The organism is Streptomyces sp. M41, from assembly GCF_043673425.1.
Taxonomy (GTDB): Bacteria; Actinomycetota; Actinomycetes; order Streptomycetales; family Streptomycetaceae; genus Streptomyces.
The window spans coordinates 1-14,059 of record NZ_JBIMKE010000042.1 but is presented as its reverse complement, the minus strand read 5'-3'; the positions used below and the strand labels follow the sequence as shown (position 1 = coordinate 14,059).

General features: G+C 70.4%; 11 protein-coding genes. 3 read left to right on the top strand and 8 right to left on the bottom strand.

Translation table 11 applies throughout. The features are described from left to right. Positions 1 to 8 precede the first annotated feature (8 nt). The 5 genes from ACHBTE_RS33200 to ACHBTE_RS33180 all read right to left on the bottom strand — a co-directional run bounded on the left by ACHBTE_RS33200 (position 9) and on the right by ACHBTE_RS33180 (position 7,887). Positions 9 to 3,320: a S8 family serine peptidase gene (locus ACHBTE_RS33200; RefSeq protein ID WP_394728989.1), complete on the bottom strand. Its 3,312-nt coding sequence runs from the start codon at positions 3,318 to 3,320 to the stop codon at positions 9 to 11. Positions 3,321 to 3,513: 193 nt separating this feature from the next. Continuing rightward, the gene (locus ACHBTE_RS33195; protein ID WP_394728987.1) at positions 3,514 to 4,197 is read right to left on the bottom strand and encodes an ABC transporter ATP-binding protein; all 684 of its coding nucleotides are present in this window, start codon (positions 4,195 to 4,197) and stop codon (positions 3,514 to 3,516) included. 217 nt (positions 4,198 to 4,414) lie between these two features. Next, positions 4,415 to 5,890, bottom strand: coding sequence for an ABC transporter permease (locus ACHBTE_RS33190; protein ID WP_394728985.1), 1,476 nt, complete (start codon positions 5,888 to 5,890; stop codon positions 4,415 to 4,417). 174 nt (positions 5,891 to 6,064) lie between these two features. After that, the gene (locus ACHBTE_RS33185) at positions 6,065 to 7,312 is read right to left on the bottom strand and encodes an Ig-like domain-containing protein (RefSeq protein WP_394728983.1); all 1,248 of its coding nucleotides are present in this window, start codon (positions 7,310 to 7,312) and stop codon (positions 6,065 to 6,067) included. Between the two features lie 221 nt (positions 7,313 to 7,533). Further along, positions 7,534 to 7,887, bottom strand: a complete 354-nt coding sequence (locus tag ACHBTE_RS33180) for a hypothetical protein (protein ID WP_394728981.1) — start codon at positions 7,885 to 7,887, stop codon at positions 7,534 to 7,536. A 151-nt stretch (positions 7,888 to 8,038) separates the two neighbouring features. On the opposite strand from ACHBTE_RS33180, the gene ACHBTE_RS33175 reads away from it, so the two are divergent. Together ACHBTE_RS33175 and ACHBTE_RS33170 are read left to right on the top strand one after the other, a co-directional pair. Beyond that, positions 8,039 to 8,323: a hypothetical protein gene (locus ACHBTE_RS33175; protein ID WP_394729072.1), complete on the top strand. Its 285-nt coding sequence runs from the start codon at positions 8,039 to 8,041 to the stop codon at positions 8,321 to 8,323. 42 nt (positions 8,324 to 8,365) lie between these two features. Beyond that, positions 8,366 to 9,148: a hypothetical protein gene (locus tag ACHBTE_RS33170; protein ID WP_394728979.1), complete on the top strand. Its 783-nt coding sequence runs from the start codon at positions 8,366 to 8,368 to the stop codon at positions 9,146 to 9,148. 76 nt (positions 9,149 to 9,224) lie between these two features. On the opposite strand, the gene hutH is transcribed toward ACHBTE_RS33170, so the two are convergent. The 3 genes from hutH to ACHBTE_RS33155 form a co-directional block, all read right to left on the bottom strand. Further along, the gene (gene hutH / locus ACHBTE_RS33165) at positions 9,225 to 10,793 is read right to left on the bottom strand and encodes a histidine ammonia-lyase (RefSeq protein WP_394729070.1); all 1,569 of its coding nucleotides are present in this window, start codon (positions 10,791 to 10,793) and stop codon (positions 9,225 to 9,227) included. 64 nt (positions 10,794 to 10,857) lie between these two features. Continuing rightward, complete coding sequence (locus ACHBTE_RS33160) at positions 10,858 to 12,006, bottom strand: diguanylate cyclase domain-containing protein (protein WP_394728977.1); 1,149 nt, start codon at positions 12,004 to 12,006, stop codon at positions 10,858 to 10,860. A 277-nt stretch (positions 12,007 to 12,283) separates the two neighbouring features. Continuing rightward, positions 12,284 to 13,084, bottom strand: coding sequence for an enoyl-CoA hydratase/isomerase family protein (locus tag ACHBTE_RS33155; protein WP_394728975.1), 801 nt, complete (start codon positions 13,082 to 13,084; stop codon positions 12,284 to 12,286). Positions 13,085 to 13,305: 221 nt separating this feature from the next. Here ACHBTE_RS33155 and ACHBTE_RS33150 point away from each other — a divergent pair, with 221 nt between their 5' ends. Continuing rightward, positions 13,306 to 13,938, top strand: coding sequence for a hypothetical protein (locus ACHBTE_RS33150; RefSeq protein WP_394728973.1), 633 nt, complete (start codon positions 13,306 to 13,308; stop codon positions 13,936 to 13,938). Positions 13,939 to 14,059: the final 121 nt, after the last annotated feature.

Below are 14,059 nucleotides of genomic sequence, written 5' to 3'. Positions count from 1 at the left end.
GTGCGGGCTCACTTCCCGTAGTACGCGTTGTAGATCGAGACCGTCGCCTTGTTCCCCTTCTTGTCCGCGACCTTGGCGTGGAAGGAGACGGCCTTGCCCTTGGCCGGGTTGCGCACGGTGATGCGGCCGTTGTCGAGGTCGAGCTTCTTCCAGGTCTGGCCGTAGTCGTACGACACGTACACATGCAGCGACTTGAGGTTGCCGCCCGCGGCCGAGCCCACGACGGTGACCGGGAACGTCACCTTCTTGCCGGCCTCGGCCCGGCTGTCCAGGCCGGTCCTGGCGTTGAAGCGAACCGTGGAGGCAGGCAGCTGGGCCATGTCGCCGGCCGGTTTCCTGGAGCGGAACGTCCAGCTCGCGTCGATCCGTGTGGAGGCAGCCGCCACCTTGACGCTGCGCTTGACCGAGGTCGTCAGCCGGTACTGGGCCTCCCCGGCCGGGACCTTGAACAGCCCTTCGCCGAACAGCGGGTCGTCGTTGGTGCCGACCTTGGTGCCGTTGCGGTACAGGCTCGTGGTCACCGAGGTGAAAGCGGAGGAGCCGGCGTGCTTGTTCGCGTCGGCGAACAGCGGCAGGAAGCCGTAGATGTCATTGCCCTCGCGGAACAGGCCGAAGTCCTTGTTGATGTGTGGGCCGAAGACCGCCGTGTTGAAGGTCTTCGAGTAGCTCCGGCCCGCCTTGAAGGTCTGCGGCTCGCCCAGGGTGTAGTAGGCGTCGACGATGGGGAAGCCGTCCGCGTCCTGACCGGCGTACTGCTCGAAGTCGAACGTCCACCGGATCTTGTCGGACGTGGACAGATACAGCGTGCGTGAGCTCGGCAGTTTCCGCTCCATGGGGCCGCTGACCACGGCGTCGTCGGGGAAGACCCCGATGGGGAGCAGCGCACCGGTCTTTCCGGATGCCGCGGCACCGAGGCCGGCCTTCACCTTCGCGAGCTCGCCCGCCTTGAAGTGGCGGACCTTGTCGCCCTGGATCTTCTTGACCTCGGCGGTGGTCGCGACGTCGTACTCGGCGTCGTCGCCCTTGGTCCACTGTCCGTTCCAGCTCTGGCTCAGGCCGGTCGCGATCTTGGGGCCGAGGTGCGCCATGCGCAGGTCGGCGAAGGAGTCGAGACCGACGCCGATGCCGACGCCCGCCGCTTCGTAGTAGTAGCTGCTCGCGGCGAGCACCTGCTCGGCCCGGGTGTCCGGCACGGTGATGTCGGCGGACTTCGTGGTGCGGGCGTCGATCGTCACCGAGGTGTTCCTGGTGACGCTCAGCTTCGGCTGGACCAGCCAGTCGAGGCCGCCCTCCAGGTTCACCCAGTCCTTGGCGATCCAGGCGTCCAGCAGGTAGGTGCCCTTGGGCAGCCGCATCCTGGTCGTGCCGGACTCGGCGAGGGGAACCTGGAAGCTCAGGTCGGTGGCGAGGCCCGAGTGGCCGAGCAGGACGCTGTTGTACTCGGGGGCGGGCTTGCCCTCCCGGTCGATGTGCTTGACGGTGACGTCGTACGACTCCACCTCACGCTGGACCGCGGCGGCCGTGCGGACGCTCTGCCCGCCGCCCTTCGCCGTCACATACGCCCAGTAGGCGCCGTCGACGGTGCCGCCGAGCCTGGTGTCGGCCGTGAGGTCGACGGCGGCCTCGCCACCCGCCGGGACCGTCACCTTCGTGGCGCCGAGCTCGAAGAAGCCCGCGGGGGCCGGCCGGCCCTTGGGGTCGGTGGCCGACGCGGAGAGGGTGAGCGTGACGTCCTTGGCGCCGAGGTTGCGGTAGGTCAGCTTCCTGGTGTCGGGCTTGTCGTCGGCGTGCGGCCACGCCTTGGTGCCGTAGCTCAGCGACACCGGGTCGGCGATCACCGTCTGCTTGATGGCCCGGTCGACCTGGATACGGCCCGAACCCTGCTGGAACGGCGTGTACTTGCCGCCCTTGGTGGACCCGGTCAGCGCGCCCTTGAGTTCGCGGTACGTCCAGTCCGGGTGCTGCTGCTTGAGGATGGCCGCGGCGCCCGCGACATGCGGGGTCGCCATGGAGGTGCCGTCGATCGTGAGGTAGCCGGGCGGGTTCTCGCCGACCTCCTGCTCGATGAGGCTGCCCTTGGCCGAGGCGGCCGTGATGGCGACGCCCGGCGCGGTCACGTCCGGTTTGACGGCGCCGTCGCCGGCCCGGGGGCCGGTGCTGGACCAGGGTGCGAGGACGTCCTTGTCGTCGACGGCGCCGACGGTGAGCGCGGCGTCCGCGCTGCCGGGCGAACCGACCGTCTCCGGACCGGCGTTGCCGGAGGCGACGGCGAAGAGGATGCCCTTCTCCGCGGACAGCTTGTCGACCGCCGCCTCCAGCGGGTCGACCTCCGGGGTGTCCATGCCGCCCAGGCTCATGTTGACGATCTGGGCGCCCTGCTCGGCGGCCCACTCCATGCCGGCGAGGATGCCGGAGTCGTCGCCGAAGCCCTCGTCGTCGAGGACCTTGCCGTTGAGGAGGTCGGCGCCGGGGGCGACGCCCTTGTACTTGCCGCCGGACTTCGCGCCGGTGCCGGCCGCGATGGACGCGACGTGGGTGCCGTGGCCGACCTTGTCGTCGGTGGTGGCGGACTGGCTGAAGTTCCTGGCCGCGATCACCTGGTCCTCGAGGTCCGGGTGCCCGGCGTCGACGCCGGTGTCCAGAACGGCGATCTTGACGCCCTTGCCGTCGAAGCCGGCCGCCCATGCCGTGGGGGCGCCGATCTGCGCGACGGACTTGTCGAGGCTCGCCTTGCGGACGCCGTCGAGCCAGATGTGCGCGATGCCGGAGGCGGCCCGGTCGCCGTTGGTGAGCGCGTCCCACAGTGCCGGAGTGTCCTGGTGCGGGGTCAGCACCGCGTCGGCGTTCACGGACTTCAGGGTCCGGCGCAGCTTGCCCGCGTCCCGGACGTCGGCCTTGGCGCCGGCGGCGGCGCCCCGGTAGCCGACGATGACCTTGAGCCCCTTGGCCTGGGAGGCGCGGGTCGCGGACTTGTTCAGCTCGGTCATGTCGAACAGCCGCTGGTCGAGCTTGCCGGCCGCGACCAGCCGCGCCGCGTCGGCCGGGATCACGAGCGTGTGCCCGCGGCCCTCGCGTATCTGGACGGGTATGTGCCCGCGCCCCTTCGCCCGCTCCAGGCCGACCACGCGGCCCTTGGAGTCGACGGACACCCGGTCACCCGTGATCAGGGTGATGTGGTGGGGGGACGTGAACGAGGCGGCGGCGCCGGACGGGCCCCGCTTTCCTTCCGCCGACGCCGGGCTGGTCATTCCCGCGGCGAGGGCGACGGCGACCGCTGTGGAGACAGAGGCCGCGCATGCTCTTTTGACTTGTCTGCGCAAGTTTCCCCCTTGCAGAAGGTCCGGGCGAATTCCCGTCACCCGGCCGGAGGAGATCCCGTACGCATACGCGTCGCCCCCCGGAATACGCAGTATGCCGAGGGGCGATCTGACGCCTCAATAGATGGGAAGGAGAAGAGAAGCAGACTCGCCCACGCTGACGCGACGGCGCGAACTCCCGTACCCGGTCGCCGTGTTACGCCCCCGCGTTCACCTTGACACTGATCCGTCCCTTGCGGATGGTGGCGAGCCGTGGGGCCTTCTTCGCGATAGCCGAATCGTGGGTGACCATGATGAAGGTCAGCCCGAGTTCCTTCCACATGCGTTCGAGTACGTCCATGATCTCGTCGCGCATCGACTCGTCGAGATTTCCGGTGGGTTCGTCGGCGAGCAGCACCTTGGGCTGCTTGACGAGCGCTCTGGCTATGGCGACACGCTGCTGCTGGCCGCCGGACATCTCGGACGGCAGATGTCCGAGCCGTTCGCCGAGTCCCACGGAGTGCAGTGCCTCGGCGGCCCGTTCACGGCGTTCCTTTGCCTTGAGGCCGAGGGGGACGAGGGCGGTCTCCACGTTCTCCTGTGCGGAGAGGGTGGGGATGAGGTTGAAGGACTGGAAGACGAAGCCGATGCTCTCGCTGCGGACCCTGGTCAGCCGGGCCTCGGGCATCGTGGCCAGGTCGGTGCCGTCGAGCACGACTTCACCGGAGGTCGGCCGGTCCAGGCCGCCGAGCATCTGGAGGAGGGTGGACTTGCCACCGCCGGTGGGGCCCTGGATGACCAGCCGGTCGCCGTCGGGGACGGTGAGGTCGACGCCGTCGAGGGCGTGGACGGTGTCCTTGCCCCGGGTGTAGCGCTTGGTGACGTTTCTGAGGTCGTACATGGAGGTGCTCCTGGGTGAGGTTCGGGGAGGTGCGCATCGTGCGTGGTTGCGGAGGGGTGTTGGGGGCCGGTCGCGTCGGCGCCGCCGCACCAGGCCAGGCCGAGTCCGGCGGCGCCGCGTCGTCGCCGCGCCCTGGGGAGTTGCGGCCCCTTCGGCCGGAGGGCACCTCGTCGCGCGGGGTTGTGCACCCGTCCGCCTCGGCCACGGCCGGCTTCCGCTACTCGACGCGGCGCAGCGCGTCCGCCGGACGGAGCCGGGAGGCGCGCCAGCCGCCGAACGCGCCCGCGATCAGGCCGCCCGTCACCGCCAGGCCCACCGCGAGGGCGACGGTCGTGAGGCTCACGGGTGCGGTCAGTGCGACGTCCAGGGTCTTGGCCGCGCTCTGGCGTGCCGGGCCGCCGAAGCCCCCGCCGCCGCCCGGACCGCCCGCACCGGCGCCTGCGCCGCCGCCCAGCTGCGCCTGCAAGGTCGGGCTGACGGCCGTGACGGCATACGCGCCCGCGAGCCCGATCGCGATCCCCAGTGCCCCGCCGAGCAGCCCGTGGACCACGGCCTCACCGACCACCTGCCGGGTCACCCGTCCCGATGTCCACCCGAGCGCCTTGAGCGTGCCGAACTCCCGCACCCGCCGTGACACCGCGGACGAGGTCAGCAGCCCCGCCACCAGGAACGCCGCCACGAGCACCGCGGCGGACAGCCACTTGCCGACGCCTGCGGCGAGGGACGAGGCCGTGGACAGGGAGCCGGACACGGTGTCGGCGAGGTCCGCCGAGGTCGTCACCGTCGTACCGGAGACGTTCTGCTGGATGGCCGACTTGACGGCGTCGATCCGCTGGGAGTCGGACGCCTTGACGTAGATCGTGGTGACCTTGTCCTTCGCCTCGGCAAGCGTCTGCGCCCGCTTCAGCGGGACGTAGAGGTCGGCGGCGGCGTCCCCGCTGTCGGGCGTGGCGATGCCGATGACCTTCAACTCGGTGCCCTTGACCGTGACCTTGGAGCCGACTTCGAGCTTCTTCTCCTTGGCGTACGAGGTGTCGGCGACGGCGACCTCGGCGTCGGTCTCGGTCGCCTTGAACGTACGGCCGCTGGTGATCTTCGAGGAGGTCAGCGGGCCGAGTGCGGGCTCGGTGACGTCGGTGCCGTAGACGGAGTAGGTGTTGACGTCGAAGTCGGCGCCGCCGCCGCGTACTTCACCCTGCGGCTGCCCGGTGCCGCCCGCGCCCGGCCCGCTGCCGTCGCCGCCCTGCTGACCGCCGTCGCTTCGGCCCTGCTGGAACTGGCCGCGGGTGAACTCGCCGCTGACCTTGACGACCTGGAGGCTCAGCCCGCCCACCGCGTCGGACACCCCGCTCTGCGCGCCGACCTTCGTCACCGTCGAGGCGGGCAGCGTCTCGAAGCCCTGGACCATGACCCGGTCGCTGGACTGCTCCTCGCCGGAGTCGTCGTCCCGGGCGTCGAACCGGAAGCGCGGACGCGCGGAGGTGGTCGCCGCGGGCTCGGCGGCCTTGGTGACGGTCATGTCCGTGCCGAGGCCGTAGAGGGACTGCAGGACCTTGTCCTGGGCCTTGCTCATGCCCGAGGACACGGAGTTGACCACGATGACCAGCGCGATGCCGAGCGCGAGTCCGGAGGCGACGACGAGGGCCGCCTTTCTGCGGCGGCGCAGCTCGCGCCTCAGGTAGGTGAAGAACATGCGCCGCAAGCTAAGGACGGCGCGTGATGACTGGATAAGGCCGAAATAAGAGATGGATGAGAAGGCCGGGGCGTCCCCGCAAACACCGATGCCGCCCGTCGGGGGCGGCATCGGTGCGCTATCGGTGCGCTGTGCGTGAGCTGTCCTACGGCTGTACGCGCGCGGGAGCGGTGATCAGGCGGCCGAACCGGCCTTCCACTGCGCCCAGTCCATGTTCCAGCCGTTGAGGCCGTTGTCCGGCGCGATGGTCTTGTCACCGGTGTTCTGGACGACCACGACGTCACCGACGATGGAGTTGGTGTAGAACCAGTAGCCCGCGGTGCCCTTGTCGTTGGCACCCTTGGTGTCGGACAGGCCCACACAGCCGTGGCTGGTGTTCACGCTGCCGAAGATGGACTTGGCTCCCCAGTAGTTGCCGTGGATGAAGGTGCCGGAGGTGGACAGCCGGATGGCGTGCGGCACGTCCTTGATGTCGTACTCGCCCTTGCCGTCGTCGTCGGTGAAGCCCACGGTCGCGCCGTTCATGCGCGTCTCCTTGAACATCTCCGACATCACCATGATGCCTTCGTAGGTCTTGTTGTCCGGGGAGCCGGCGGAGATCGGGATCGTCTTGACGGTCTTGCCGTCCTGCGTGACCTTCATCTGCTTGGTCTTCGCGTCGACGTACGAGATCTGGTTACGGCCGATCTTGAAGGTGACCGTCTTCTGCTGGACGCCGTAGACACCGTCGGAGCCCTCGACGCCGTCCAGGGCCATCTTCAGGGTGACGGTGGCGCCCTCCTGCCAGTACTCCTCGGGCCGGCAGTCCATGCGGGTGTCGTTGAACCAGTGGCAGGCGACCTCCTGGCCACTGGTGGTGGAGACGGTGACGGCCTTCTGGACCTCGGCCTTGTTGCTGATGGCCTTGTCGAAGTTGACCGACACCGGCATGCCGACGCCGACGGTGGAGCCGTCCTCCGGCGTGAAGTAGCCGAGGAAGCTGTTCTTCGGGGAGACGGTCGTGAAGGAGGCGTTCTCGTGGGCCTCGAGGCCCTTGGAGTCCTTCGCGGTCACCGTGATCTTGTAGGTCGTGGACCGCTCCAGCTGGGCGCTGGGCTTCCAGCTGGTCTTGTCGGCGGATATCTCGCCCTCGACCGCGGCGCCGTCGGCGGTCTTCATGGTCACCTCGGTGAGCGAGCCCTTGCTCACGGTGACGGCGGCGGAGTTGTTGATGGAGGCGTTGTCGGTGCCGTCCTTGGGTGTGATCTTGATCTGGGCGGCGGAGGTCTTCTCGGCGGCGGCCTCGTCGACCTTGGACTGCGAGGTGTCGCCGTCGCCCCCGGAGGCACTGTCGTCGCCGCCGGAGCAGGCAGAGAGCACCAGGACACCGCCGAGCAGTGCGGACGCGACCGTCAGGCCCTTGCGCCGCTTACTGTTCGTCATCACACGCTTCTCCATTGTTCCCGAATCCCCAAAACACCCGAGAGTCCCCGTCAAGAATCTTCAACGCTACGACCGGTTCGTCCCGTTCCACATCGCTGATATGTGTGGGGCACACCACCTTCGCCAAGGGCAGTGGTGCGGATGTCGGTCCGTGCGCCCCATGAGACGACGAAACCCCGGGTGGCGGTTGCCGCCCGGGGTCACGATTTCCCCAAGACGTCTCAGCCGACCGGCTTCGCCGTTTCCTCGTCGAAGTCCTCGTCCACATCATCCTCGTCGAGGCCCCACCCGGGCGAATCCGGGTCGTGGTCGATCCGCTCGCTGGACCAGGAGGCCTGCGCGAGTTCGACTCCCGGCACCTCGCTGACCAGGTCGAAAGGATCGACCAGATAGGCCAGGGCCTCGGCGGTGTCTTCCGTCACAGCGCTCTCGGCGAGCGTGCGCTCATCGGCCGGCATCGTGCTGTCCTCGGCGACGCGGCGCAGCGCGGCCTCGGTGACGGCGTCCTCGTCGTCCACTTCGAGGACGACTTCCACGCGAATTCGTACATAGCGTGATGTTTCTGGAGTACTCATGCCCGGAGAGTACGGCTCATTCCCCCCGTGACTTTCCCGTGACCCGCCACTTTCACTAACATCGCCCCACACGGCCAATTCGCCAGCGCCACAAGGGGATCGATATTCCGTGTCCGCCGCTCACCGATTGTCGTCCACCGCACGCCGATCGCTGCTGACCGCCACCGCCGCGGGCGCCCTGCTGGGTGCCCTGTGGTTCGTGCCCTCCGCGAACGCGACAGGCGAGGAACCGGCGAGAACGGAGCCGTCGGCGACCCAGGTGACACAGCAGGCACGGGCCGCTTCCCAGACCGCGGCCGACGACGCCGAGGGCACCCGGCTCGCCGACACCGGGAGCTTCGACACCACGCCGTACATAGTCGGCGGAACCGTCTTCCTCGCGCTGGGCGCCGGCTTCGTCACCTACTCGGTGCGCCGGGAACGTCTCGGGTTCTGAAAAAACTTGACGCATCCTTCACCTGCGCTTCATAGTCCGCCCATGAAGAGATCATCGGGCGTGCGTGTAGCCGCCACGGTTGCCGTGAGCGCGCTGTCGCTCGCCCTTGTCACGGGTTGCGGTGGGGGGTCGGACGACTCGAAGGGGTCGGACGGGCAGACCGCGAAGGCGCTCAGCGCCGCGGAGTTGGAGAAGGCGGTCATCGCCCAGGGCGATGTCACCGGGTACAAGGTGGACTCAGGCGCCAAGCAGCTGCCGAAGTCCAAGGACGAAGTCAAGAGCGGCGACGAGAAGTGCGCGCCGCTGGCCTACGCCATGAGCGGCCAGGCACCGGGCGACGCGGCGTCGAGCACGGCCGCCATGGCCAAGCAGGAGAAGAAGAAGCCCACCGCCGACCCCTCCAAGTCCCTGGAGGACCTGTCGGAGGGCGAGTTCGAGGACGCGTTCACGGACGCCATGGACCTCAACATGACCGTGGTCGGGCTCTCCTCGTACGACGGTGACGGCGCCGAGGAGACCTTCAAGTCCGTGTCGGACGCGGTGAAGAACTGCTCCGGGGGCTTCCCGGTCACCATGCAGGGCACGGACCAGAAGATGACCGGCGTGACCGCGGCGAAGGCGTCCGGGGCCGGCGACGAATCGGTGGCGTTCAACTTGAAGAGCGACGCCGAGGACGGCGACGTGGCCACTACGCACGTCGAGGTGGTACGGCACGGCAGCACCATCGCCACGTACTACACGATCAACATCGGCCTGATGCTGACCGACAAGCCGTACGGCGTCCCGGCCCCCGTCATCAAGGCGCAGTCCGCCAAGCTGAAGTAGCCCGCCCGAGCAGCACCGGGGGCCCTGTCGGTCGTACGACAGGGCCCCTTTGCGTGCCGCGGGAGCGGCCGGGGTGTCACTGGAGCGGGCCGGTGACCTTCTCGGTCGCCGCGACCAACTCCCCGCCGCGCACGAACGCGTCGGCCGCGGCGAGGTCGGGTGCGAGGAACCGGTCGGGGCCGGCGCCCTTGACCCCGGCGGCCCGGGCGGCGTCGATGACGGCCCGTGAGGCCGGTGCCGGGGCGAGACCCTCACGCAGCTCGATGGCTCGGGTGGCGGCGTAGAGCTCGACGGCGAGGACGCGGGTGAGGTTGTCGACGGCGTGGCGCAGCTTGCGGGCGGCGGACCAGCCCATGGAGACGTGGTCCTCCTGCATGGCGGACGACGGGATCGAGTCCGCCGAGGCGGGCACGGCCAGCCGCTTCAGCTCGCTCACCAGCGCGGCCTGCGTGTACTGGGCGATCATCAGCCCCGAGTCGACACCCGCGTCGTCGGCCAGGAACGGCGGCAGACCGTGGCTGCGGTTCTTGTCCAGCAGCCGGTCGGTGCGGCGCTCGGCGATGGAGGCGAGGTCGGCGACGGCGATGGCGAGGAAGTCCAGCACGTAGGCCACGGGCGCCCCGTGGAAGTTGCCGTTGGACTCCACGCGCCCTCCCTCAGTGCCGAAAGCCTGGGAGGTGCCCCCAGGCAGCACCACCGGATTGTCGACAGCGGAGGCCAGCTCCCGTTCGGCGACGAGCCGCGCGTGCGCCATGGTGTCCCGCCCGGCACCGGCGACCTGCGGGGCACACCGCACGGAGTACGCGTCCTGGACGCGGGGCGCGTCGTCCTGGTGATGCCCGGTCAGCCCCGAATCCTTCAGCACGGCCAGCATGTTGGCGGCGGAGGCGCCCTGGCCGGGGTGCGGGCGGATCGCGTGCAGCTCGGGCGCGAGCACCTTGTCGGTCCCGAGCAGCGCCTCCAGCGAGAGGGCGGCGGTGACATCGGCGGACTTGTAGAGGGTGTCGAGGTCGGCGAGGGCCATGATCAGCATGCCGAGCATGCCGTCGGTGCCGTTGAGCAGGGCGAGGCCCTCCTTCTCGCGCAGCTCGACGGGCGCGATGCCGTGCGCGGCGAGCAGCTCACCGGCGGGCCGTACGGTCCCGTCCGGGCCCTCCGCGTCGCCCTCGCCCATCAGCGTGAGGGCGCAGTGCGAGAGGGGGGCGAGGTCACCGGAGCAGCCGAGGGAGCCGTATTCGTGGACGACGGGCGTGATCCCGGCGTTCAGGACGTCGGCCATGGTCTGCGCGACCTCGGGCCGCACGCCCGTGTGTCCCGAGCAGACGGTCTTGAGCCGCAGGAACATCAGGGCCCGTACGACCTCCCGTTCCACCCGCGGCCCCATCCCCGCGGCGTGCGAACGGACGATGTTGCGCTGCAGCTGCGCCCGCAGCTCCTGGCTGATGTGCCGGGTCGCCAGGGCGCCGAAGCCGGTGGAGACGCCGTAGACGGGGTCGGGCTTGGCCGCCAGCGCGTCCACGATCCCGCGCGCCGCGGCCAGCGCCGCAACCGCCTCCTTCGACAGCTCGACGCGGGCCCCACCCCGCGCCACGGCGAGGACGTCGGACGCGGTGACCCCGGAAGTCCCCACCACCACAGTGTGCATACTCATATTCAGGAGCGTACGCAGTGAAGACGAAGATGTCACTAGTGGGTGACCGGTACGACCCTTACGGCAGCCGCCCCCGGAACCGCCGCCGCTCCACGACCCCCTCCCCTGAGGGCTCCGCGTCTGCGAGGCGCACGACCGGGTCGTCCGGGCCCTCACGCCCCGCGACCACGGGCTTGTCCGACCGTACGGCCTTGGCCCGGTACTGGGCCGCGTCCGCGAGCCGGAACAACCGGCGGGCGGAAGGCACCTCACCGATGGGATCCTCCGTGGAGGCCACCCCGCACGCCACGCCCTCCCCCAGCTCCAACTCGGCCGCCCGCCGGCAGAGTTCGTCAGCGGCCTTCACCACATCGTCGGCCGGCGACCCCACGACGAGCAGACAGAACTCGTCTCCGCCGAGCCGTGCGGCGAGCGCGCCGGGCAGCATGGCCCCGCACAACGACAGCACCGACCCGAACCGCTCGAGCAGCCGGTCCCCCACGGCATGGCCCTGGGTGTCGTTGACCCGCTTGAGTCCGTTGAGGTCGCAGACGACGAGGCTGACGACGATGCCCTCGATCCGGTGCCGCTCGATCGCCTCCTCCAACCGCACATCCACGGCCCGCCGGTTGGCGAGCCCGGTGAGCGCGTCGGTGAACGCCAGCCGCTGGGCCTCCTCCAGCCGTTCACTCTGCCCGATCCCGGCGGCCACGACGGAGGCCAGCACGGTGGCGAAGTCGGCGTCGCCCCGGTCGAAGACGGGCGTTCCGACGGCTCGGGCCACATACAGCTCCCCCCAGGCACGCCCGCTCAGCACGATGGGCGCCACCACACAGCACCCCCGGCCGCGCCGCCGCAGAGCGGCCACCCGCTGATGGCAGTACCCGGGGTGCCCGGCGGACAGACCGTCCGCGGTCTCCACCCAGGCATCGGGCTCACCCCCGGACGCCCACCGCTCGTGCAGGAACTCGGCGATCTCCGGGAACTGGTGCACCGGATACGCCTCGTCGCCCGGAAACTCCTCCTCCCCCTCCGCCCTCTCCCCGACGTTCACGAGCACCCTCAGCCGCCCGAGCTCCCGCTCCCACACCGACAGCGCGGCGAAATTCCCGGCCAACGCCCGACACGCCCCGAGCGCCGCCGCCCGCCAGGACTCACGCGGGGTGTGCGCCGCCGCCATCCCCTGCGCCAACGCCACCACGGCCGCGAGCCGTCTGTCCTCACCCATCACTCCAGGCTAGGAGGTTTGTGGCGAACTGGGACATTGATACGGCGCTTGGAGTGACGAGCGGCGCCACACGGGGACGGGACGGTGAGCGGAGACGGCACGGCCCATGCCGGCCTGCACGGACGCCGGTGCCGCACGGCACGACCACCGACACACGGCACACGGCACACGGCCGACGTCGCACGGCACAACGGACAACACATGACACAACCGACGTCTCACGGCACACAACCGTCGTCGCCTTACACCTCCGGCGTCTCCCCAGCCCGCTCCGGCCTCACTCCCCGGGCCACTGGGGCTTGCGCTTCTCGTTGAACGCAGCCACGCCCTCCGCACGGTCGCCGGAGAACGCCGTGGCGCGCCAGGCCGCGTCCTCGATGTCCAGGCCGGCCCGCAGGTCCAACCCGTGCCCGACCCGCAACGCCCGCTTGGCATTGCGCAGCCCGACCGGCGAGTTCGCGGCGATGCGCGTGCCCATGGCCAGGGCCTCGGCGCGGTCCTGCCCCGCCTCCACCAGCTCGTCCACCAGCCCGAGCTCCCGCGCCTCGACGGCCTCGACCCGCCGTGCCGTGAAGATCAGCTCGGCCGCCCGGGCCGCCCCCACCCGCCGGGGCAGCAGTTGCGTACCGCCGCCGCCCGGGATCACCCCGACCGACACCTCGGGCAGCCCCACCACAGCCGTACGGTCGGCCACGATCACATCGCAGGACAGCGCCAGCTCGAATCCGCCGCCCAGGGCGAAGCCGTGCACCGCCGCGATCGTCGGCACCGGCAGTTCCAGCACCCCGGTGTACGCACCGCGCGCCACGGGCCGCTGGCGCACGAGATCGGCGTCGCTGAAGGAGTTCCGCTCCTTCAGATCGGCCCCGACGCAGAACGCCCGCTCGTGCGTCGAGGTCAGTACGACCACCCGTACGCTCGGGTCCGCGCCCAGCGCCGCGCACGCCGCCCCGATCGAGCGGGCCATCTCGGTCGAGACGGCGTTCATGGCCTTGGGCCGGTCGAGGGCGAGCTCCGCGACATGCCCCTCCCCGTGCCGCCGCACCAGCACGAACTCCCCGTACCGCTCCTCGCTCATGACACCTCCGGTTAACGCGGGTTAACAACATTCGCCCCGATCATCGCAGCCGGACCCCGATGGGGAAAGGCCCACCGCGAGCGGCTCCAGATCGAGTCCCGCGACCCCGTTCGAGTGACATACCGCCCGACTCCCGGCGGAGCACCGACGCAGGCGCATAACGTGCGCGAGACCACGGGCGCATTGGGGGCGCGGGCGCGTTGGGAGGGGTCGTGATGGGCGTGACGACGGAGACTGCGACGGAATCCGGGCCGGTCGGCGAGGACGGACAGAGCCCCGGCCGCCTCTTCGGTGCCCGTGGCCGCCACCGCCGCCCCCGCCCCCGCAAGGTCCTCCTGGCCGCTGGCGGCCTCGCCCTGGCGGCGGGCGCACTGAGCCTCCTACGCCTGACTCCCGACACCGAGGTAGCCGGCCTGGGCGCAACGGAAACGGACCCCGGCACGGACAGCGATGCGGATACGGGCGTAGACATGGCCGCAGACCGCTCGACGAACACCGCACCCACCACCGCACCCGCCGCGCCCACCGCACCCACACCCGCCCCGAAGGCGAGCCCGTCCGCGACCTCGGTCATGGGCGGCCTGAACGCGACACCGACGACGACCATGATCGTCGTACCGAAAAGGCACACGGCAGCCACGCCACGCCCCACCACGTCAGCAGGCCCCCCGACACGCCCTTCCGCACCCCGCCCGCCCGCGCCGACGGCCCGACCGCCCCAGCCGACCCCTCCTCCGGCCCCCAGCCGCCCGACGACGAACCCCCCGGCCCCCCAGCCGCAAGACCCCGACGAGGACGCGGTCTGCGTCCCGGTCATCGGCCTGTGCGTAGACCCCCTGGCCGACCGCGACTGACTGCCGGCGCGCACCCCGGACGGCGGGAAAGCCGCGTACGGCGGGAAGGGGCCGGGGTGGGGGGTGTCCGCCCGCAGCGGCCGGCGTCAAGAACCGCACCACTCATCAAGGCCCAACCGCC